General features: G+C 38.2%; 20 protein-coding genes. 4 read left to right on the top strand and 16 right to left on the bottom strand.

Features of this window, described 5'->3' with window-relative positions; translation table 11 throughout:
• Positions 1-39 precede the first annotated feature (39 nt).
• Together KHA87_RS00810 and KHA87_RS00805 are read right to left on the bottom strand one after the other, a co-directional pair.
• A complete protein-coding gene (locus KHA87_RS00810) occupies positions 40-1,767 on the bottom strand; it encodes a phospho-sugar mutase (RefSeq protein ID WP_213092230.1) in 1,728 nt (575 codons plus the stop codon).
• Between the two features lie 342 nt (positions 1,768-2,109).
• Positions 2,110-2,514, bottom strand: coding sequence for a DUF5365 family protein (locus KHA87_RS00805; RefSeq protein ID WP_213092229.1), 405 nt, complete (start codon positions 2,512-2,514; stop codon positions 2,110-2,112).
• A 106-nt stretch (positions 2,515-2,620) separates the two neighbouring features.
• Between KHA87_RS00805 and KHA87_RS00800 the strand changes: the two genes are divergently transcribed.
• Positions 2,621-3,514, top strand: a complete 894-nt coding sequence (locus KHA87_RS00800; RefSeq protein WP_213092228.1) for an RluA family pseudouridine synthase — start codon at positions 2,621-2,623, stop codon at positions 3,512-3,514.
• A gap of 65 nt (positions 3,515-3,579) precedes the next feature.
• On the opposite strand, the gene KHA87_RS00795 is transcribed toward KHA87_RS00800, so the two are convergent.
• The 4 genes from KHA87_RS00795 to wrbA form a co-directional block, all read right to left on the bottom strand.
• Positions 3,580-5,031 (bottom strand): NAD-dependent succinate-semialdehyde dehydrogenase, encoded by a 1,452-nt coding sequence (locus KHA87_RS00795; protein WP_213092227.1) that lies wholly within the window; start codon positions 5,029-5,031, stop codon positions 3,580-3,582.
• 17 nt (positions 5,032-5,048) lie between these two features.
• Entirely contained in the window at positions 5,049-6,260 is a 1,212-nt protein-coding gene (locus tag KHA87_RS00790; RefSeq protein ID WP_213092226.1) for an acyl-CoA dehydrogenase family protein, read from the bottom strand.
• A 13-nt stretch (positions 6,261-6,273) separates the two neighbouring features.
• Positions 6,274-7,461, bottom strand: coding sequence for a CaiB/BaiF CoA transferase family protein (locus tag KHA87_RS00785; RefSeq protein WP_213092225.1), 1,188 nt, complete (start codon positions 7,459-7,461; stop codon positions 6,274-6,276).
• 352 nt (positions 7,462-7,813) lie between these two features.
• Positions 7,814-8,425: an NAD(P)H:quinone oxidoreductase gene (gene wrbA, locus KHA87_RS00780; protein WP_213092224.1), complete on the bottom strand. Its 612-nt coding sequence runs from the start codon at positions 8,423-8,425 to the stop codon at positions 7,814-7,816.
• A 346-nt stretch (positions 8,426-8,771) separates the two neighbouring features.
• On the opposite strand from wrbA, the gene KHA87_RS00775 reads away from it, so the two are divergent.
• A complete protein-coding gene (locus tag KHA87_RS00775; protein ID WP_213092223.1) occupies positions 8,772-9,392 on the top strand; it encodes a DUF47 domain-containing protein in 621 nt (206 codons plus the stop codon).
• A 12-nt stretch (positions 9,393-9,404) separates the two neighbouring features.
• On the top strand, positions 9,405-10,403 hold the full coding sequence (locus KHA87_RS00770) for an inorganic phosphate transporter (protein WP_213092222.1): 999 nt from the start codon (positions 9,405-9,407) through the stop codon (positions 10,401-10,403).
• Between the two features lie 50 nt (positions 10,404-10,453).
• Here KHA87_RS00770 and KHA87_RS00765 read toward each other — a convergent pair whose 3' ends face one another.
• On the bottom strand, positions 10,454-11,080 hold the full coding sequence (locus KHA87_RS00765; protein ID WP_213092221.1) for an HAD family hydrolase: 627 nt from the start codon (positions 11,078-11,080) through the stop codon (positions 10,454-10,456).
• 213 nt (positions 11,081-11,293) lie between these two features.
• Between KHA87_RS00765 and KHA87_RS00760 the strand changes: the two genes are divergently transcribed.
• A complete protein-coding gene (locus tag KHA87_RS00760) occupies positions 11,294-12,598 on the top strand; it encodes an NCS2 family permease (protein ID WP_213092220.1) in 1,305 nt (434 codons plus the stop codon).
• Positions 12,599-12,645: 47 nt separating this feature from the next.
• Here the strand turns inward: KHA87_RS00760 and KHA87_RS00755 are convergent, their stop codons facing one another.
• From KHA87_RS00755 to KHA87_RS00715, 9 genes are all read right to left on the bottom strand, one after another.
• On the bottom strand, positions 12,646-13,818 hold the full coding sequence (locus tag KHA87_RS00755; RefSeq protein WP_213094192.1) for a dihydrolipoamide acetyltransferase family protein: 1,173 nt from the start codon (positions 13,816-13,818) through the stop codon (positions 12,646-12,648).
• Between the two features lie 22 nt (positions 13,819-13,840).
• Entirely contained in the window at positions 13,841-14,824 is a 984-nt protein-coding gene (locus tag KHA87_RS00750) for an alpha-ketoacid dehydrogenase subunit beta (protein WP_213094191.1), read from the bottom strand.
• A gap of 11 nt (positions 14,825-14,835) precedes the next feature.
• On the bottom strand, positions 14,836-15,903 hold the full coding sequence (pdhA, locus tag KHA87_RS00745) for a pyruvate dehydrogenase (acetyl-transferring) E1 component subunit alpha (RefSeq protein WP_213092219.1): 1,068 nt from the start codon (positions 15,901-15,903) through the stop codon (positions 14,836-14,838).
• 42 nt (positions 15,904-15,945) lie between these two features.
• Positions 15,946-17,055, bottom strand: coding sequence for a Leu/Phe/Val dehydrogenase (locus KHA87_RS00740; RefSeq protein ID WP_213092218.1), 1,110 nt, complete (start codon positions 17,053-17,055; stop codon positions 15,946-15,948).
• Positions 17,056-17,151: 96 nt separating this feature from the next.
• On the bottom strand, positions 17,152-17,550 hold the full coding sequence (locus KHA87_RS00735; protein WP_213094190.1) for a thioesterase family protein: 399 nt from the start codon (positions 17,548-17,550) through the stop codon (positions 17,152-17,154).
• A gap of 157 nt (positions 17,551-17,707) precedes the next feature.
• The gene (locus KHA87_RS00730; RefSeq protein WP_213092217.1) at positions 17,708-18,508 is read right to left on the bottom strand and encodes an ABC transporter ATP-binding protein; all 801 of its coding nucleotides are present in this window, start codon (positions 18,506-18,508) and stop codon (positions 17,708-17,710) included.
• Positions 18,486-19,535 carry an ABC transporter permease gene (locus KHA87_RS00725; RefSeq protein ID WP_213092216.1) on the bottom strand — a complete coding sequence of 350 codons (1,050 nt, stop codon included), beginning with the start codon at positions 19,533-19,535 and terminating at the stop codon, positions 18,486-18,488. The genes KHA87_RS00730 and KHA87_RS00725 overlap by 23 nt, the downstream gene beginning before the upstream one ends.
• Positions 19,536-19,549: 14 nt before the next feature.
• Positions 19,550-20,551, bottom strand: coding sequence for an ABC transporter substrate-binding protein (locus tag KHA87_RS00720; RefSeq protein WP_213092215.1), 1,002 nt, complete (start codon positions 20,549-20,551; stop codon positions 19,550-19,552).
• A 478-nt stretch (positions 20,552-21,029) separates the two neighbouring features.
• On the bottom strand, positions 21,030-21,983 hold the full coding sequence (locus KHA87_RS00715; RefSeq protein WP_213092214.1) for an NAD(P)H-dependent flavin oxidoreductase: 954 nt from the start codon (positions 21,981-21,983) through the stop codon (positions 21,030-21,032).
• Positions 21,984-21,985: the final 2 nt, after the last annotated feature.

Raw genomic sequence — 21,985 nt, 5'->3', positions numbered from 1 at the left:
AAAAACGGCTTTTCTGTCAAAAGAAAAGCCGTTTTTGCTTTACAGGGCAGAATCCACTAACTTCATAAAGGCCATTGTTAACTGTTGTAGCTTCATATTGCTTTCATCGAAGCTTTTTGTATTTACACTAAAGTAAAACTTCACCTTTGGTTCTGTTCCGGATGGACGCAAACAAATCCAGGAACCATCCTCGAGATAATATTTTAAAACATCGGATTTTGGCAATTCAATTTCTTCTGTTTTATCCTGCTTCCTATCCCATCTTTTACTTGTTTTATAGTCCTCGATAACAGCAAGCTGCAAATGGTTGATTTCTTCAGGGGGATCTAGTCTAAAGTGCTCTAATAATTGCTCGATTTTTTCTGCGCCTTCCTTCCCTTTTAAGGTCAATGATTTAAGATCCTCCTGATAATAACCAAATTGCTCATATATTTCGAGCAATGCATCATACAATGTCATTCCTTGTTTCTGATAGTAGGCGCATGCCTCACATGCTAATAAGGCAGCTTGTATGGCATCTTTATCTCTGACAAAATCCCCAATTAAATAGCCAAATGATTCCTCGTAACCAAATATAAATTGGTACTCTCCCGATTCTTCATATTGCTTTATTTTTTCTCCAATAAATTTGAAGCCGGTAAGAACATCTTCCGTAGGAATTTGGAATGATTCTGCAATTTTCCTGCCAATTTCAGACGTTACAATCGTCTTAAACACTTTTCCGTTTTTAGGAATAGCCCCTTTTTCTGCCTTTTGTGATAATAAATAATACAAAAGAACAGCACCTGTTTGATTTCCTGTAAGTAAAACATATTCCCCTTTTTCATTCTTAACAGCAATCCCTAAGCGGTCCGCATCTGGGTCGGTGGCAATTAAAATATCAGCGTCATACTTTTCTCCATATTGGATCGCCATTTCAAATGCTGCTTTTTCTTCGGGATTCGGTGAGGATACCGTTGAAAATTGTGGATCAGGTTTCTGTTGCTCCTTCACCATAAAAACATTTCGATACCCAAATGCTTCAAGAGCATTTTTTAGCGGCTTTTCGGCAGTCCCGTGCAATGGAGTAAACACAATGCGAATGTCTGATTCCTTAGCAAGCTCAGGATGTTCGCTAATTGTGAACAATTGCTTTAAGTATGCTTGATCCACTTTTTCACCTATCATAGTAATCAAACCAGCAGATTTTAATCCATCTTCATGGTCGACTTGAATTTCCAGTTCATTACCCACCTGATTCACTTTGGAAATAACCTTATTCGCCTCATGTGGCGGCAGCTGAGCACCATCTTCACCATATACTTTATAACCATTATATTCAGGCGGGTTATGGCTTGCTGTAATGACTATTCCGGAGAAAGAATGCAGGTAACGAACAGCGAAGCTCAATTCTGGTGTTGGCCGGAGCTCCTCAAATACATATGCATGGATTCCATATGATGCCAAGGTTTTAGCTGCCTCCATGGCAAACTCCGGAGATTTGTGTCGGGAATCGTAAGCAATGACAACTCCACGCTGCTTTGCTTCTGTACCGAACTCTTCTATGTAACGAGCAAGACCAACAGATGCCTTTCTGATTGTATAAATATTCATTCTATTCGTGCCTGGACCTAATTCCCCGCGCATTCCACCGGTGCCAAACTCCAAATTTTTGTAAAAGGCATCCTCCAGATCTGCTGTATTTTTTTCCATTTCAGCTAACTGCGTGCGCAGCTCTCGATCCAAACCTTCATACTGCTTCCATTGCAGGTATGTATTTTTCCACATAAATGTTCCCCCTTGTATGGGTGTTTCCATAATCTATCTAGTTATTAAAGGCTCTTTTCTTAAACGATGTTGCATATATTAGAGGAAAATCTTAGTACGACCCAATAACTTTTTTTAAAAATAGTCCGAACTAAGAATTTATTAGGATTATAACACTATACGAAAACAGCCTTACTATAATAGTAATGAATTCATTTTTTTTATTCAATGAAAGAAAATGTCGAGAAATCTCAAAAAACGTCAGTGCCAGAGCTGAACGTAGACAATTATTTAAAATATAATTCCAAACTATGAAAAAAACACCCGCACAAATAGCGGATGTTTGCTTACCTTTATTTATGATTAAATTAATAACTCATTTGCAGCTTTTTTATATATACTTAGAGTAACCTTTCCATTTACGTCCACAATAAACTGGGAATAATAAAATGGAAAGAAAATATCATATTCCTCTAGGACAGCTACGTTATGGTTGAAAATTTCTTCGTATTTCGTGTCCATAGGATGATTTAACTTATATTCTAAAATGGAAATAATGGTTTGCAAGCTAGCAATGACTTGATATGCTTCTTTTAACGTACTAAAATATTCAAAGTGGTGCTTTGAGGTTTGCAGTACTTTAATTTTTTTAAAATTATCAATATCATCATCAGCATAATAGAACGGAAAAATAAATGAATACATATAGTCAGCTAGTTCTTTTATTTTCTCTATCTGTTGTTGTGTTGATGCAAAAACTACCTTCAATTGTGACCCACCCTTATAAAACATTCTCTCATCTAATTATGTTAAGAATAACATAGATAAAAGCAGTTAGACCGTGGTAATTATGACCATGTGAAAGGACTTTCATATGAAAAAGGATAATGATAATAATTGGTTTGAATTAACCATCTCGGAAAAATGGAATCAGCTCTCTGTAGGTCAGCTTTTCAGGGATGTATGGAAAGCACCCAAAAAATTGACCCATCAATTTCGCATGGAAAAACATGTAAAGGTAAATGACAGCCCGGCAGATTGGGAACGATCTCTCCAAATAGGCGACGTTTTACAAATTGCCTTATTTCAAGAGGAGGATTTTGGGGTCATTCCAGAAGAATATGATATAGGGGTATTGTATGAGGATGAGCATTTGCTCGTTGCTAATAAACCAGCTGGAATGGAGACGCATCCGAATGAAGCGGGGCAAGCCCATACGTTGGCTAATGCTGTTGCCTATCATCTTCTGCAAAAAGGCGAACACCGCCGTGTCCGCCATATACACCGTCTTGATAAAGATACGACTGGAGCGATTTTATTCGCCAAGCATGCCCTCAGCCATGCTATGCTTGATAGAATGTTAAATGAAAGATTGATAAAAAGGACATATAATGCACTCGTTCAAGGTTTGATCCCAAAAAGTACGGATATCATTAACCTACCTATCGGACGTGACCGCCATCATCCAACGAGAAGAAGAGTATCGAAAACAGGACAAAATGCTATTACACATATCAAATTATTAAAAACTATTCCCACAAAAAAACTTTCGCTCATTGAATGTTCACTCGATACTGGCAGAACTCATCAAATTAGAGTTCATCTCAGTCATATAGGTCATCCATTAGCAGGAGATGTCCTTTACGGGGGAAAAGCAATTTTTAAAAGACCCGCTCTCCATGCGCGAAAATTAACATTCATCCATCCGCTAACGGATAAAAAAATCGATTGTATTGCACCATTTATAGATAATCCACCGATTTTTTGAATTTGAATCGTTTGAGAAAACGGCAGTTTGCCGTTTTCTTTTTTATTTCTCAGCTCACGCTCAAATTATTTAACCCCCATCGATACATATTTCATTTCAACGTATTCCATAATTCCTTCCCGTCCGCCTTCTTTTCCTTGGCCCGATTGCTTCATTCCTCCAAAAGGAGCTTCTGCTACTGCAGGAAACACGTCATTAATACCGACAATTCCATACTCTAGCTTTTCCATTACTCTAATAGCGCGATTGATATTTTCTGTAAATATATAAGCAGCAAGACCGTATCTGTCATGATTTGCAAGCTGAATGACCTCCTCTTCTGTTTCAAAGGTTTTTACCGGTAGGAGAGGTCCAAATGTTTCTTCACTCATCACTTTCATATCATTTGATACATTTGTTAATACTGTTGGTTCGTAAAAAAATCCATTTAGTGCTTCCTTGTGTACTCTTCCGCCTAATGCAGTAACTGCGCCTTTCGAAATAGCATCCTCATATTGATTTTTGACCTTTAATAAAGCATCTTCGTCAATTAAAGGTCCTATATTCACCTGATCTTCTAAACCATCGCCAATTTTTAACGATTCTATGTGTTCCATTAATTTCTCCAAATACTTTTTTTGGATAGATTTCTGTACATAGACGCGATTAGCACAAATACATGTTTGACCGCAATTTCTAAATTTGCTCATAATGGTCATGTTAACGGCTTGCTCTAAATCCGAATCCTCAAAAATCACTATCGGTGCATGACCCCCTAATTCCAACGAGAGCTTTTTAACAGTATCAGCGCTGCCTTTCATTAAAATTTTTCCAACCTCGGTTGAACCTGTGAAAGTAATTAGACGCACATCCGGGCTGTCCATGAAGGCTTTTCCGATGGAAACCGGGTCACCGGTTACAAGATTCAATACACCTTTCGGAATCCCCACTTCTTCAAATATTTTCACCAATTCAATGGCAGATAATGGAGTTTGCTCTGCTGGCTTCAAAACAACTGTACAGCCAGCAGCAAGTGCAGGACCCAGTTTTCTTGTTATCATCGAGCTAGGGAAATTCCATGGAGTAATAGCAGCGACAACACCAATCGGCTGTGGAATCACTAATAGTCTCTTCCCTTTATTAGAGGAAGGAATAATTTCACCGTATACACGATTACCTTCCTCTGCATACCATTGTAAATAGCTTGCAGCAGAGGCAATTTCCCCTCTTGCTTCTGCGAGTGGCTTTCCTTGTTCACTTGTTAAGATTCTTGCCAATTTCTCCTGTTTTTCCATCATTAATAAATAAGCAGCATACAAATAATTAGAACGTTCCCTTGCCGTTAGACCTGCCCATTTTGATAATGCCTCTTTAGCCGCTTGCACGGCCATATTTGCATCTGTACCATTCCCATAGGAGAATGATTTAATTTTCATTAATTGTGCAGGATTTATAACATCTTCTCGCAGCCCATTATGTGAATCGCACCATTGTCCATCGATATATATGCTTTGTATATACTGACCATCTAATAGCATATTCGCTCCAACCACCTTTATTTAGATTCAACCGTATCATGAGCAAATGGCCAAGACGGCAGCGTTTTATTAAGAGGTTTATCATTACGGTAGCCAAGTGCGTATTCCGCTTGCATTAACGTATGAATTTCTCTCGTTCCTTCGTAAATTACTGGAGCTTTCGAATTTCTTAAGTATCTCGCAACAGGATACTCATCCGAATAACCATATGCTCCATGAATTTGTACTGCATCATCCGCTGCTTTGTTAGCATAATCGCAGGCCTGCCACTTTGCCAAGGAGGTTTCCCTTGTATTTCGCTTCCCTTGATTCTTTAGTTCCCCAGCCCGATATACTAATAATCTGCTTATGTGAAGCCCTGCTTCCATATTTGCAATCATTTGCTGAACGAGCTGATGTCTTCCAATTTCCTTGCCAAATGTTTTTCGTTCATGACAGTATTTAAGAGATGCCTCCAAGGAAGCCATAATGAGACCACATGCCCCCGCAGCAACGGTAAATCTTCCATTATCCAATGCAGACATAGCAATTTTAAAGCCTTCGTCTTCTTCGCCAAGAAGGTTTTCCTTCGGCACTCGAATTTCATCGAAAAAAATCTCCCCGGTATTCCCCGCTCTAATTCCATATTTTCCTTTTATCGCTTTGGAGGAAAAGCCGGCCATCGTTCTTTCCACAATAAATGCCGAGATTCCATGATGTTTCTTGCTTTTATCTGTATAAGCAAAAACTATAAAATGGTCGGCTACATCACATAAAGAAATCCATGTTTTTTGTCCATTTAATACATAGTAATTTCCGTCCTTTATGGCTGTAGTATTAATTGCCGCTACATCTGAACCAGCTCCCGGCTCTGTCAATCCGAACGCTCCAACTTTTTCTCCTTTAGCCTGCGGAACAAGATACTTCCATTTTTGCTCCTCCGTCCCCCACTGTAGAAGTGTCATACTGTTCAAACCAGTATGTACGGATACAGCCGTTCGATAGGCGGTATCCCCTCTTTCCAGTTCTTCACAAACGATCGCTAAGGCATTATAATCCATACCGCTTCCGCCATATTTTTGTGGAATACAAACTCCCATTAATCCAAGATCGGCCAGTCGCTGCATAATTTTTGGTTCAAAATGTCCATGCGAATCCCATTCCCCGATGAAAGGAATAATTTCTTTATCTACAAAACTCCTTACCGTTTTTCTAAGCAGCTCCTGCTCTTCTGTAAAATCAAAATTCATCTCTATCACTCTCCTAAACAATTTTTTGTTCTATTAATGCCGCAATTTCATCAGCAGAATATCCTAGTGCAACCAGTAAATCCTCTGTATGCTCTCCTGGTGCTGGCGGATGTAAGTTAACCTGAACGGGTGTTTTCGATAGTTTGAGAGGGCTTCCGACTAATTTTACTTCACCTGCAGTTGGATGCTTTACTCTGCATAACATTTCCCTCTCTTTAACTTGAGGATCTTCAAATACCATCTTCAGGTCATTGATAGGTCCACAAGGGATACCATTCTTATTACACTCTTCCATCCAATACTCTGTTGGCTTACCGTTCAATTTATTTTGCAAGAGAGGGATTAATTCCCCTTGATTTTCTATTCTTTCAGCATTTGTTTTAAATCTTTGATCCGTTGCTAAACTATTCAACTCTAGAACTTTACATAGCTTTTCAAACTGACGATCATTTCCTACTGCTATAACCATTTTTCCATTCTTTGTGTCGAAGGTTTGGTAGGGTACGATATTCGCATGAAGATTTCCCAGCAATCTTGGTAGCTTTTCCGTCATCAAATAATTGCTGGCAATATTCACGAGTGCACTAATGCCTGAGTCAAATAAAGCCATATCAATTTTTTGCCCAACATTGGATTTCTGTCTTTCTATTAGTGCTGCTTGAATACCATTGCATGCATATAACCCGGTTAAAATATCTGTTATAGCAATTCCAACTTTTTGCGGTCCCGAATCTTGTGATCCTGTAATGCTCATTAATCCGCACATGGCTTGAATAATATAATCATATCCAGCTAAATGCTTGTATGGTCCTGTTTCCCCAAATCCCGTAATAGAACAATAGACAAGCTGGGGATTCCATTGTGATAATCTATCGTACCCCAATCCTAACCGCTCCATTGTTCCGGTCTTAAAATTATGAATTACAACATCACTAGTCATAACAAGCTTTTTGATTATTTCCAAACCCTTTGGGGATTTCAGGTTAATAGTTAGACTTTTTTTATTTCTATTGGCACATAAATAATAAGCGCTTATTCCATTTTGAAAAGGTGGGCCCCAGTCTCTTGTATCATCACTGCCGCCCGGTGCCTCTAATTTTATCACTTCAGCGCCCAAATCTCCTAATATCATCGTACAAAGCGGTCCAGCCAGTACTCTTGTCAAATCTAAAACTCTTATTCCGTGTAATGCTCCAACCAAACACCTTCCCCCCATTCAAAATAGCTTGACCAAATAAAAAACAGTTTTCTTCAATATTATGTTTACGAGGTAAATCATCATTTTATGCCTAAGCTTTTGGGCAATAGAATTTAATGTACTTGTGATGTGAAAATTACACGAAGCACAATTTTAAAGGTATTTCGGTCATTTCGAAGGAATGTTCTGTAACTTCGGAGAATAGTTCTGTCACATCGAAGGATAATTCAGGCACTTCGGAGATTAATTCAGGCACTTCAAGCAATAATTCAACAAAATAATAAATTTCAAAAAGACCTCAAAAAAAAGAAAAACCCGCATCTCAATAGATGCGAGTTTTCATCCTAATCTTCTATTATTGTTGGCCTGCTTTTACCCATTCAGCAACCTGAACGGTACGTTTTGCTTGATGCTTTACAGCTCCTTGGACATCTTCGACCATTTTTCCGTCTTGTCCTTGTGTAACGCTTGTACCATATGGATTTCCACCTGCGGCATAAATAGATGGATCTGTATAACCAGGTGACGCAATGATCGCACCCCAGTGCATCATTGAAGTATAGATAGCATGAATAGTTTGTTCTTGTCCACCATGAGCATTTCCAGCTGATGCCATTGCACTTACAACCTTATTAACTGTTTTTCCTTGTGCCCATAATCCACCTAAAGTATCAAAGAATTGCTTCATTTGAGAAGGGACATTTCCAAAACGAGTTGGGGCACTAAAAATAATAGCATCCGCCCACTCAACATCCGCTGCAGTTGCAACTGGAACATTTTGTGTTTCATCATAATGCTTTTTCCAAGCAGGGTTTGATTCAATTGCTGCAGCAGGAGCTAGTTCTTCCACCTTTAAAAGCTTAACCTCAGCACCTGCTTCCTTCGCCGCTTCTTCCGCCCATTTTGCAAGCTGATAGTTCGTTCCTGTTGAACTATAATAAATAATCGCCAAATTTACGTTTGTCATTCTAAAAACTCCTCTTTTAATTTTTTTAAAGTAGGCTAACAACAATATTAATATTTTGTTATGTAGAAGGTTTTATGCCTACAATAAAATTTTTTTATTCTTGATGATTTCAAGTAATCTAATCCATAAAAAGGAATTAAAATATCTTGAATTCGAGACAATTTTAAACTTTATACTTTTTAGCGTCAACTATCTTGCTTGAAAAATTTATTGGAGTATTTTTTCCCTCTTGTGTAAAACTAAATATAATTAAAAGTTTTAGTATTTAGGTGTTATTTCTTTTATCTTATTGAAAAATCAGCTAAAATAAATACGTTTGGTATCCAAGCTTTCGGGAGGAAAAATGATGGTATTAAAAAATAAAAAAGATAAATTTGCAGTATTATTAGAGAATATTGCTGCTAATTTGCATGAAAGTGCTAATTATTTTGCTGATTACAAGCTAAATGATGAGAGTGATTTAAAAGAATTCGCACAAAAAATGAAGGAATATGAAACAAAAGGTGATACATATGTGCATGAAATGATAATGGAGCTAAATGATGCATTTATTACACCGATTGAAAGAGAGGATTTATTGACCCTTACGAATAGTCTTGATGATGTTTTAGACGGACTTGAGCATTGCGCTTATATATTTGAGGTATATGTAATCCTGCATGCCGATGAATATATGTACCGTTTCGTGGAAGCAATTCGCAATTGTGCGAAGGAAATTGAAAAGGCAATTGAATTTTTGTTCAATAAAAAGCTTCCAAATATGCGATCACATGCTATCAAGATAAAAGAATACGAGTCCTTATGTGATGATATTCTGCGTGAATCCATCAAAGAATTATTTCAAAAGGAAAAGGATCCAATTCGATTAATCAAATATAAAGAAGTATATGAAAATCTGGAAGAAATTGCAGATGATTGTCAAAGTGTCGCAAACATCTTAGAAACCATTATAATGAAAAACGCGTAAGGAGCGTACACAATGGACAGTGTTTTGATTATTACGTTGCTTACAGTCATCTTTGCACTGGCTTTTGACTTTATTAATGGATTCCATGATACTGCAAATGCCATTGCAACATCTGTATCAACAAAAGCATTAAAACCGAGACAAGCCATATTGCTTGCAGCAATTATGAATTTTCTTGGTGCATTAACATTTACCGGAGTTGCCCAAACGATTTCAAAGGATATTGTGAATCCGTATACTATGCATAACGGATCGGTCGTTATCCTGGCAGCTTTAATAGCAGCAATAGCATGGAATCTCATAACTTGGTACTTTGGAATTCCAAGCAGTTCCTCGCATGCGATTATTGGCGCCTTAGCTGGAGCAGCGATTGCAGCTGCTGGTTTCCTATCTATTAATTACAAAGGATTCATCAAAATTCTTGAAGCCTTACTTATCTCTCCAGTTCTGGCATTTATTATCGGTTTTATTATTTATAGCATTTTCAAGGTTGCTTTTAGAAACTTTAATTTGGCTAAAACCAATAAAAGATTTCGGTTAGTTCAAATACTTACTGCAGCAATACAATCATACAGCCACGGTACGAATGATGCCCAGAAATCAATGGGTATTATTACATTGGCATTGATCTCAAGCAATATGATTAAGACAAACGATATCCCTTTTTGGGTTCAGGTTTCCTGTGCTACAGCTATGGGATTAGGTACCTCCATAGGTGGTTACAAAATCATTAAAACGGTTGGTGGGAAAATCATGAAGATTAAGCCAATCAACGGTGTTGCAGCAGATTTAAGTTCTGCGCTCATTATATTTGGTGCTACATTTATACACCTTCCTGTCAGCAGTACACATGTTATTTCCTCCTCTATTCTTGGAGTCGGTACAGCACACCGTGTGAGGGGTGTTAAATGGGATACTGCCCAAAGAATCGTTTTTACTTGGATCATTACATTGCCTATAACAGCAATTCTTTCTGCAATTGTATACTATATATTAAATATCTTTATGTAAGAAAAAAGAGGCACTGTCTTAAGTGCCTTTTTTTCTTACATACATATTTCCTATAATTTAATTTGCTCGAAGCTAGTAAGTTGGGTAATTTGTTCATCAAATGTCAGATATTCGGTTATTGGATTAGGAATTACAAAACATTTGATACCAGCTTTTATTGCTGCCGCTGAACCATTTACCGAATCTTCGATAGCAATCGCTTCCTCAGCTTTTACAGCTAGTTTTTCCAAAGCCAACAAGTAAAGCTTCGGATCTGGTTTTACCTTTTCCACATCATCCCTCGTACAAATCACATCAAAGTCTTCTAATATTTGGAATTTCCTTAAGAAAGGCTCTACCCATGCTCTTGAAGAGCTGGTTGCCATACCAATTTTTAAACCTGCATTCTTCACTTGTTGGAAAAAAGTCAAAAACCCTGGTCTCAAACCTAAGTCCTTTGATTTTTCATTCAAGGTGGCTTCTAGTTTTTCTGTAAAAGCTTCTTTTATAAACGTATCTCCAACTTCTTCAAAATAATATTGGAGTAATTCTTCATCGGTTGTTCCTATAAAGGATGCAAATTTTTCAATAGGAAGCTGAAAACCAAACTCTTCCTCCAAGATATTCTTAGATGCTTCAAACCAGAGCGATTCTGTATCTACCATCGTTCCATCAAAATCAAATATAACTGCTTTCATTTTGTTCCCCTTTTAACAATTATTATTTTTAGATTTAACATTATACCATTATCTATTTGAAAATTAAAACAGCTTGTGGATATTCTATTCGTTAACAAGACATTTTTTTCGTATGTATTGGGGAAAATATGATAATAACTATTGCTAATCTAGTAAAAAACGAATAATATATTAATTGTGTTTTTTAATTGTTCGTGTTTTTGGAGGTATTTTATGTTTTCATTTAAATTAAAGGAAAATGGTACAAATGCTAAAACAGAAATTGTGGCAGGGATTACAACCTTTTTGACAATGGTCTATATTGTCGTTATTAACCCAGCCATTCTTCATGATGCGGGAGTACCGTTTAATGCTGTCTTTATGGCAACTATTATTGCAACAGTAATTGGAACACTGTGGATGGCATTATGCGCTAACTATCCAATTGCCATTGCCCCAGGGATGGGCTTGAATGCTTATTTTGCTTATTCAGTTGTTGGCAGTCATGGAAATATTTCTTATACAACAGCATTCTCAGCTGTGTTTGTTGCAGGTATTATTTTTATTATTTTGTCTTTAACTCCTTTTCGTAAAAAACTGATTGAAGCTATTCCCGAGAATCTTAAGCATGGGATTACAGCAGGAATTGGCTTATTCATCGCATTTGTTGGCTTGAAACAAACGGGAATTATTATTGGTGATAAAGAAAATTTGGTCAAGCTCGGGGATTTGCATAATCCATTAACAATTCTAGCGTTGATTGGTTTAGCCATTACCTTAATTTTGATGGCTCGTAAAATTAATGGGGCTTTGTTTATTGGAATGCTTGTTACTGGTATTATCGCAGTTATAACTGGTCGGTTAAAATTTGAAAATGGCTTTGTTGCTAGACCATCACTTCCACATTTCATGATTGAAAATCCCTTCTCTGCATTTGGGGATGTGATTCAACATAGCCTGTATGCAGTTGTTTTTTCCTTCTTGCTCGTAACCATTTTCGATACAACTGGTACGATGGTCGGTGTAGCAGAGCAAGCAGGTCTTATGAAAGGAAAAACGTTGCCAAGAGCGCGGCAAGCATTGTTGTCAGATTCGATTGCAACTACTATTGGTGCTATTTTTGGAACAAGCCCAACAAGTGCATTTATTGAATCAACATCCGGAGTTGCTGCTGGCGGTCGTACAGGTCTAACAACGTTAATTGTCGCTGTTCTATTCATTGTCTCCTCCTTTTTTAGCCCACTTGTTAGTGTTGTTTCAGGATTATCTGCTATAACAGCTCCGGCGTTAATCATCGTAGGAAGCCTTATGATAGGCAGTGTCGCTCATATTAAATGGAATGAGTTCGATGAAGCTTTTCCTGCATTTTTAATTATCTTAAGCATGCCATTGACATCTAGCATTGCAACAGGTATTGCACTTGGTTTTATTTCATATCCGCTGTTAAAAGTTGTAAGAGGAAAATGGCGTGATGTTCATGCTCTTGTATATATTTTCGCTGTATTATTTATCCTGCAGCTTGGATTTGTACCGCATTAAAAGCTGAAAAACGTCTAGGACATTTAAATGTTCCAGACGTTTTTTGTTTATTGCAGATCTATTAGCATTTTTGAAGGATTCTCCAGCAAACTAACGAGACGATTGGTAAATGCTACTGCTGTTGCTCCATCCGCTACGCGGTGATCAAATGACATCGAAATATTCATCATGGAACGAATGACGATTTCATCATTTATTACTGCTGGCCGTTTTTTGGTTTTATGGAATGCTACAAGAGCAGACTCTGGATAATTAATAATAGGAGTTGCCCCGATTCCTCCTAATGGACCTACATTACTAATGGTAAAAGTTCCACCAGAGATATCTTCTCTTGTCAGCTGATTATTCTGGGCCTTTTTAATATAATCCTTCATTTCCTGATGGATGATGTTAATAGATTTTTGCTCTACATGATGAATAACAGGAACAATTAGTCCCTCATCTGTATCAACCGCAACCCCAATATTATACTCTTTTTTCAATTGAATGATTTCCTTTTCTTCATTCAATACAGAGTTGAAAATTGGATAATCCTTTAATGCCAAGTAGATTGCCTTAATAAAAAAGGCGGCAACCGAAATAATTGTTCCTTCCTTCTTTAATTGATCCTTTAATGATAACAGATTCGTTACATCGACTTCTTCAAAATGGGTCACATGCGGAATGGTATAGAGAGATTTCGTCATTTTAGCAGCAATTTGTTTTCTTCTTCCCTTAAACGGAATCTCTTCTAAATCAACCGATAATGGGAGAACTGGTTTTTCCGGGATTTCTACTGGCTTTTTCTCCTCAATAGTAATGGGTTCCTTAGCCTTATTGATAAATTTATAAAGATCATCGTCCGTAACCCTGCCAATTGGACCGCTACCAACGACTTGTTCAATATCCACTCCAAGCTCCCTGGCAATTCTCCTTGTGTGGGGAGCAGCAATAATCCTTTTTTTCGGAGAAGGCTTCTCTTGATGAAGCTTACTTTCTGATGGTGATTGCTCCGATTCAATAAGTAATAATGTTGTACCTACCGTTACATTAGTTCCTTCTTCAATTAATATTTCTTTTACAATTCCGGCGGTCGGAGAGGGAAGCTCTGCAGTCATTTTATCTGTTTGTACTTCTACTAGAGGCTGATCACTCTTCACCCGATCGCCTTTCTTCACAAAGTATGTTAGTATTTCCCCTTCTGTCATTCCTTCGCCAATATCATGCAGCTTTACTTCAATCAAAAACGTCACCTTCTTTCTATTAAAAATTCATAACCTTTTTGATCGCTCTCATTGTCCTTCCATCATTAGGAAGAAAATGATTTTCCAGTGAATAAAAAGGTACTGGCACATCAAATCCGGCTACCCTTTCTATCGGCGCTCTCAAATATAAAAAGGAGGTTTCTTGGATAACAGATATTATTTCCGCTCCTAACCCGCTTGTTGCATGTGCTTCATGCACAATAACGACTCTGCCTGTTTTTTGTACGGATTCAGCTATCATTTGATGGTCTAAAGGATATAAAGTACGCAAATCAATAACATCACAGCCAATGCCATTTTCCTTTGCTGTTTCTGCCGCTTTCATTGCAACAGGTACCATAGCACCCCAAGCAATAATGGAAACATCTTCTCCTTCCATCAATCGGTTCGCTTTTCCAATTTCCACTGTATATTTTCCAGATGGAACATCTTCCTTGAACGCACGATAAGAACGCAATGATTCCAAAAATAGTACCGGATCTGGATCTTCGATGCTCGATATAAGTAATCCTTTTGCATCATATGGATTGGAAGGACAAACAACTTTTATACCCGGCATATGAGTAAATAATGCTTCCATGCTGTCTGAGTGAATCTCAGGTGCCTTCACCCCTGCTCCATAAGGGGCACGAATAACAAGGGGAACATGGAATTTACCCATCGTTCTCATACGAATTCGTGTAGCATGAGTCATAATTTGTTCGAAGGCTGGATAAATAAATCCGAGAAATTGAATTTCCACAACAGGCAAAAACCCGTTAATGGCAAGACCTATTGCTGTACCAACAATTCCAGATTCACTTAATGGCGTATCTATTACCCGTTCTTCTCCAAATTCATCGATAAGTCCATCGGTTGCACGGAATACTCCCCCATTACGACCAACATCTTCCCCCATTACGATGATTTCCTTGTGTTCCCTCATCATTGTTTGAAGTCCGTCCGTAACTGCCTGCACCAAAGTAAGCTTTTGGCTCTTCATTACATCAATACTCACCTGCTCTCACCACCTAAGTATTCATAATAGTCATCCTTCTGCTTTTGAATGGTCCAAGTAGGCTCCGCAAAGACATGATCAAATAAATCGTCCACATTTGATTTTGGAAATGCTTCCATATCTTTGATTGCCGATTCTATCTTTTCACTTATGTTCAACGCTAATTGTTCTATCCACTCCACATCCCAAAGACCTTCATTTTTTAAGTATCTTTCTAATCGAAGCAATGGATCTGAGATGTCCCTTTTTGCTTTACTTTCTTCTTGATTACGATACTTTGTAGGATCATCAGCAGTAGTATGGGCGCCATACCTCCAGGTCACAGCTTCTATTAACGTTGGTCCTTCGCCATCTCTGGCACGCTCTAACGCCCTTTTTGTTTCAAAGTAAACCGCAAAAATGTCATTACCATCAATACGGATACCTGGGATCCCGTAAGCCACTGCCTTTTGCGCAATCGTTTCTGAATTCATTTGCTTGTGTATGGGAACAGAAATCGCATATTGATTATTTTGATTAAAAAACACTGCTGGTGCCTTAAATACGCTGGCAAAGTTCAATCCCTCATGAAAATCCCCTTCTGAAGTGGCACCATCTCCAAAATATACAATCGAAGCATTATTTGTACCTTTCCATTTCTCCGCCAAAGCAGCGCCAGTAGCATGTAGGATCTGTGTTGCAATTGGCACCGCCGGAGGGAAAATTCTTTTCCCATCAGGTGGCACACATCCTTCTACCCTTCCATTCCAGTATAAGAAAATGGTTGTCAAGGAATGCCCAAAGGTCATGCTCGCTGCATGATCCCTGTAGGTAGGAAACAGCCAATCTTGGTCCTGCAAGGCGAAGGCACTCCCTACTTGTGCAGCCTCCTGTCCTTCAAACGGAGCATATGTCCCAAGTCTGCCTTGTCTCTGAAGACTTATTGCTTTACGGTCAAACGTTCTTGCCAATAGCATTTTTTCATATAAATTACGAGCTAGCTCATCCGTAACCAGTTGACTAATTTCTTCATCTAGCAATCTGCCATTTTCATCTAAGTATTGCTTTGTTTGAAATTCCTTCACTTCTCACACATCCTTCTTTTTCAGGATTATCCTTACCATCTATTAATGCTTGACTTCCCATTTTGGACGTTTATGATGAGAAAAGAAACTGTTCCGATATTTTCTAGCTTCCAGGCGTTTTTCACAGAATTGATTGGCTGATTGAACCGTAGAAATATGTTCATTTTCAGCAGCCCGATATATTTCAAGTAAAGAGTTATAGATAGCCTTCGTTTTTTTGATGACTCGTTGTTTATTAGGACCGTATAATTCATCAGAAACTTGAATAAGTCCCCCAGCATTAACAATATAATCAGGAGCATATAAAATTCCTTTATTCAATAAAACATCTCCATGATGATCATCTAATAATTGGTTATTAGCAGAACCAACAATGGCTTTTACTTTTAGTAGATCAATTGTTTCATCATTGATAATTCCGCCGAGGGCACACGGAACGAATATATCTGCGTCCACTCCGTAAATATCGCTACCGGAAACAACCTTAATGGATTCATTCCCCATTTCTTTCCCCCGTTGAATTAACTTTTCTATCATATTTTGATTTATTTCGGAAACATATAAAGAGGCACCTTCTTCCAACAATTGCTCCGCTACTTTGAATCCTACTTTACCGAGTCCTTGAATAGCATAAGTTTTGTTTCCGATGGAACTTGCGCCGTATAATACCTCATTAGTCGCTTTAATTCCGTAGATGACACCATGTGCAGTTGGAATAGATGAGTCACCGCTGCCGCCATATTCTTCCGGTAATCCAACTATACAATTCGTCTCTTTCATCGCATGAACAAAATCCTCAGGAGTTGTTCCCATGTCGGTGCCTGTATAATAACGACCATTCAAGGAATCAATATATTGTCCAAGTGATCGAAATAATTCGGGTGTCTTATCCTTCGTGGGGTCGCCAATAATAACCGTCTTACCGCCGCCAAAATCTAAATCAGCAGCCGCACATTTATACGTCATTCCTTTCGAAAGCCGAAGTGCATCATTAAGGGCATCTTCAAAGGATTTATAAGGATACATTCTACAACCGCCTGTTGCCGGTCCAAGTGTTGTGTTATGTATTGCAATAATTGCTTTAAGCCCTGTCTTGGGATCATTACAGAATACTACTTGTTCATGGCCTTTTATCTCGTTAAATAAATCCATCTTTCTTCCCCTTTCTGGATTCTAGAAGTTTGAGAGTTAGAAACTAATTAAGGAATATTGGCTATACAGCAAAGTATAAATTTTTTTCACATCACTTTAGTTATTAATAGAAGCTTCTAATCTCTTCAGTATTTGTTCTTTAGGAAGAATAACCTGCTTTACTTCCCCTTTTCCAATTATGCCCTTTTCTGTCCATGCTTCCGTCTTTGTTACAATCACATTGTCTTTCATGTCTATTAGAGTTGCCTTTACATGTACCCAAGTCCCAACGGTAGTCGGGGCGATATGCTTAACCTGTACGGCACCGCCAATCCCTTCCTCATGATTTTCAAGATAGGGAAGGATAATCTTTCTTGATACCCATTCCATGTGATAAACCATGGAAACAGTTGAATATGCCTTATGAACTACATTTCCCTCAAATTGGGCAAACATATCTGATGTTACCTCGAATGAAATGGAAGCAGTCTGACCAATTTCCATTCCTTTTTTCATTGCATCGCCTCTTTTCATTAAAGCTTCCTGAGGACTGCTATTACCACAGTTTGTAAATGTTGGCTGATACACATTTTTAGCTTAGTACATTGCTTTACTCAAAATTTGACTAAGCAAATCAACCAACATTTAATGAGCAAAACGAAAAATTAATCTTTTACTCCGCTGATAACAGCGCTCTGTCATTCGTCATTTTAGTTCCGCGTATCCTTTGGAATTCGGCCATTAACTGATCTATCGTAAGCTTTCTTTTTTCTTCCTCGCCAACTTCTAGTATGATTTGGCCCTTATCCATCATAATTAAGCGATTACCAAGATCTAGAGCCTGCTGCATATTGTGCGTAACCATGATCGTTGTCAAATTATCTTTTTCAACTAATTCCTTTGTTAATTCCGTGATCAGCTTAGCTCTTGAAGGATCGAGCGCTGCCGTATGTTCATCTAGAAGCAATATGGATGGGTGTGTAAAGGTTGCCATTAATAAGGATAATGCTTGCCTTTCACCGCCGGATAGTAAGCCTACCTTTGCATTTAAGCGATCCTCTAAATTTAAATGCAAAACAGCAAGCGACTCTTGGAAGAAATCCCGTCTTTTTTTATCGACTCCTCTTCGCAAGCGCCGCCCCTGATTTCTGGAATAAGCCATTGCTAAATTTTCCTCAATAGTCATGGACGGAGCCGTGCCAGCCATCGGATCCTGAAAGACTCTGCCAATATATCTTGATCTCTTATATTCCGGTAATCTTGTTACATCCTCAGAATCAATATGAATCGTTCCGACATCAGGAGTTAACACACCGGATATCATATTCATTAATGTTGATTTACCGGCACCGTTACTACCTATCACGGTTACAAAATCCCCTTTTTTAAGGCTTAAATTAATTCGGTCTAAGGCAATCTTTTCATCTGGGGTAGATTCGTTAAATAGCTTGCTAATCTGATTGAGTTGTAGCATGTGTCTCCTCCTCCCCCCTAACATTTGCCTGTAAAGCTAACAACCTTTCTCCATGCCGCTTCGTTTTTCTTCTCTTCTCTCGATTAGATTCAATAATTTTCGGAAGTATTAAGGCCAGGATGACGATCACTGCAGTGATGAGCTTCATATCTCCCGTATCTAAAATATCCAATCTAAACGCAAGCCCAAGAATAATCCGATAAATGATGGCACCAGAAATAACGGCTAAAGTAGTTCTAACAATCGATTTCGTTCCAAAGATTGCTTCCCCAATAATTACGGAAGCAAGGCCAACGATAATCATTCCAATCCCCATTCCAACATCTGCAAACATAGAATATTGGGAAATTAATGCTCCTGCAAAGGCTACTAGGGCATTAGCTATTCCGAGACCAAGCACAATATATCCATCTGTATTAGCGGAGAAGCTTCTAATCATTCTTTGATTATCGCCAGTTGCCCTGAGTGCAAGACCAATCTCTGTACGCAGAAACCAGTCGGCAAATTTTTTGACAATATATGTCACTAGAAGCATAAGGATAAGCGTTCCCCATGTGGAAGGAAGGTATTGTATACCAATCTTTCCTAGGAAGCTATTTAACCAACTATCAATTCCAAGTGTAGCCCACACATCATGAAATTTTGTAAAAACTGTCTCTGCATCTAATAACGGAATATTAGGTCTTCCTACTGACGTTTCAGAGGTGAGACCCATGATACGTAAATTAATAGAATAAAGGGCAATCATCATTAAAATTCCTGAAAGGAGCGGATTAATTTTTCCTTTAGTGTGAAGAAAACCTGTTATACATCCCGCTGCAAATCCTGCAACTATTGCAAGCAGAGTTGCCAGGAAGGGATTATACCCGAAGGTAATCATCATTGCCGTAACTGCAGCACCGGTCACAAAGCTTCCGTCCACTGTTAAATCAGGAAAATCTAGCACCCGGAATGAAAGATACACTCCAAGTGCCAGAATGGCATAGATGATTCCTTGCTCTAGTGATCCAAAGATCGTACCAAACATTGAACCATCTCCTATTATTCGGTAGTTTCAGCGTTCCAATCATCTTTAATTTCAACGCCAATGGTGCTTGCTGTCTTTTTATTAATGACCAGCTTTAGGTTTTGCGGAACTTGTACAGGAATATCAGAAGGCTTGCTTTCGCCTTTTAATATTTTGACTGCCATTTGCCCTGCTTCATAGCCAATATCGTAATATTCAAAGCCATATGCTCCTAAAGCACCTTTTCTTACAGAGTCAAATTCAGCTGCCATCATAGGGAGCTTATTCTTATTTGCAACGGAAATGACCGATTCTAACGCAGAAACAACAGTATTGTCTGAGATAATATACAATCCGTCTACTTTGCCTACCAGTGATTCCGTTGCTTGTTTTACATCAGCAGAGGTTGCTACAGAAGCTTCTTTAATTTCCAGGCCAATTTCACTTGCTATTTTCTTAACGGTATTTACTTGTGCCCTGGAATTTTGTTCTCCGGAGTTATAAACCATACCAACCTTTTTAATATTGAGCTTTTCTTTCATAAATTTTAGAGTGTTTGGAATTGCTTCTGGATGGGTGTCAATTGTTCCTGTAATGTTTCCGCCTGGATTCTCCATGGAGGATACTAATTTCGCTCCAATCGGATCCGTAACGGATGTAAATACTATCGGAATGTCCTTTGTCTGACTTGCTGCGGCTTGAGCACTTGGTGTAGAGTTTGCGAAGATGAGATCAACTTTTGAGTTTACTAGATTTGTTGCGATGGTGGTAGATGCACTCGGGTCACCTTGTGCATTTTGTATATTATATTCTGCCTTAATTCCGCCATCTTCTAATGCTTTCTTGAAGCCTTCAAATGCGGCATCTAGCGATGGATGTTCCACAATTTGGGTAACTCCTATGGAATAGGTTTTTTCCTTTGTTTCACCTTTATTGGTTTTCCCCTCTGATGAGGAAGGTGTGGATGTCTTAGATCCACAAGCAGTAAGTAATACAGCACTTAATAATACAACAGCGGTTTTTTTCCATTTCTTCATTCGAATTCCCCTTTAAAATAAGTTTTTTGAATGAGAATTGCATTTTTAAACCAATAAGATTTGGATTTCCTATACCAAACAATTCGTTCTATTGATGGTTATGGAAAATCATTTCCTGAACAAAAGCAATTTCTCCCCCTTTCACTGGAAACGGTTTCATTTTGGTTTAAGTAAAGGCTCTTTTCTTAAGCTTTGTTGCTTTTGTTGACAAAAACCTCATAAATATACTTATTTGGGATATGTTGAAACCTTATTTTCTTAAAAAATTCCCCAAAGCTAAGTCTTTATTAGGATTTGCAACCAATTCCCAGAAGCAACAATCTATTCGAAGAAAGCCTAATTAAAAAAAGCTTTTATTAACATGCTGTTGTCGTATTATTACGAAATAAAAGCTAACGTTTAATTAACGTTATATTAACATTTCACGCAATAAATGGTCAATTCAATTTAAAATATTTAAAAAATTCTGTTCACGATGTTATGAAAAATCCAATTGGGATATATTCTTTAATTGTTGTTTACATTCAACCATTATGGAGTCGATTACCTCCTTAACAGTTGGAATCGATTGAATAAGTCCTGCAATTTGGCCGCTATTCATAAATCCCTCATGCTCATTTCCTTCTAAAGCACCTTTACAATGATAGTCTTCCGTTGTGATTTTCTCGTATTGACTTAGAGTAAGACCGTTTTTTTCCTTCAACAAAATAGATTTGGCATAATTGCCGTCTAGCACTCTTCTTACTCTACCTAAGGAACGTCCCATCACAATGGTACTGTTATCTGATGCATCGATAATTCTTCTTTTATATTCATATGAAAACGGTGCTTCCTCCGTAGCAACAAATCTTGTCCCCATTTGTACCCCTTGAGCTCCAAGTGCCAGAGCAGCTAATAGTCCTCTTCCATCCGCGATGCCCCCTGCCGCAACTACAGGAATCGATACAGCATCCACAACTTGAGGCACTAGTGTCATAGTTGTCGTTTCGAATGGAGAATTAATGCCCGCAGCTTCCACTCCTTCCACAACAATGATATCCGCTCCCGCTTCCTGTGCTTTCTTTGCTTGTTTGACACTTGCTGTCACTACTATAATTTTCACATTATTTTTATGTAAAAATGGAATATGGGGAGCAGGATTTCCCGCTGATAGCGAGACAATTGGAACAGCATGTTTTATGACCAGGTCCAAGATTTTTTCAACATCCGGATTCACGGATACCGGAATATTTACAGCAAATGGTTTATCCGTTCTTGTCTTCGTTTCGAGGATAATCTCTTCAATGGTTGATACATTCATGGTTCCTACTCCAATCGTCCCTAAACCTCCTGCCTCTGAAACGGCCGAGGTAAGAAGGGCATTGCTGATATTGCCCATTCCGCCCTGAATGATTGGTTTTTCAATGCCTAATAAAGTTGTTACTCGATTCATTT

Source organism: Bacillus sp. FJAT-49736, from assembly GCF_018343615.1.
Classification (GTDB): domain Bacteria; phylum Bacillota; class Bacilli; order Bacillales; family Bacillaceae_C; genus Margalitia.
Note: the sequence above shows the minus strand (reverse complement) of the source record. Positions and strands in the feature narration are given on the sequence as shown.

Coding starts and splice junctions, on each gene's coding strand:
- KHA87_RS00795 (WP_213092227.1), bottom strand. CDS start 5,031: ATGCTATTAGATGGTCAGTATATACAAAGCATATATATCGATGGACAA.
- KHA87_RS00790 (WP_213092226.1), bottom strand. CDS start 6,260: ATGAATTTTGATTTTACAGAAGAGCAGGAGCTGCTTAGAAAAACGGTA.
- KHA87_RS00775 (WP_213092223.1), top strand. CDS start 8,772: ATGGTATTAAAAAATAAAAAAGATAAATTTGCAGTATTATTAGAGAAT.
- KHA87_RS00770 (WP_213092222.1), top strand. CDS start 9,405: ATGGACAGTGTTTTGATTATTACGTTGCTTACAGTCATCTTTGCACTG.
- KHA87_RS00800 (WP_213092228.1), top strand. CDS start 2,621: ATGAAAAAGGATAATGATAATAATTGGTTTGAATTAACCATCTCGGAA.
- wrbA (WP_213092224.1), bottom strand. CDS start 8,425: ATGACAAACGTAAATTTGGCGATTATTTATTATAGTTCAACAGGAACG.
- KHA87_RS00725 (WP_213092216.1), bottom strand. CDS start 19,535: ATGTTTGGTACGATCTTTGGATCACTAGAGCAAGGAATCATCTATGCC.
- KHA87_RS00730 (WP_213092217.1), bottom strand. CDS start 18,508: ATGCTACAACTCAATCAGATTAGCAAGCTATTTAACGAATCTACCCCA.
- KHA87_RS00715 (WP_213092214.1), bottom strand. CDS start 21,983: ATGAATCGAGTAACAACTTTATTAGGCATTGAAAAACCAATCATTCAG.
- KHA87_RS00735 (WP_213094190.1), bottom strand. CDS start 17,550: ATGAAAAAAGGAATGGAAATTGGTCAGACTGCTTCCATTTCATTCGAG.
- KHA87_RS00765 (WP_213092221.1), bottom strand. CDS start 11,080: ATGAAAGCAGTTATATTTGATTTTGATGGAACGATGGTAGATACAGAA.
- KHA87_RS00760 (WP_213092220.1), top strand. CDS start 11,294: ATGTTTTCATTTAAATTAAAGGAAAATGGTACAAATGCTAAAACAGAA.
- KHA87_RS00740 (WP_213092218.1), bottom strand. CDS start 17,055: ATGGATTTATTTAACGAGATAAAAGGCCATGAACAAGTAGTATTCTGT.
- KHA87_RS00750 (WP_213094191.1), bottom strand. CDS start 14,824: ATGAAGAGCCAAAAGCTTACTTTGGTGCAGGCAGTTACGGACGGACTT.
- KHA87_RS00720 (WP_213092215.1), bottom strand. CDS start 20,551: ATGAAGAAATGGAAAAAAACCGCTGTTGTATTATTAAGTGCTGTATTA.
- KHA87_RS00810 (WP_213092230.1), bottom strand. CDS start 1,767: ATGTGGAAAAATACATACCTGCAATGGAAGCAGTATGAAGGTTTGGAT.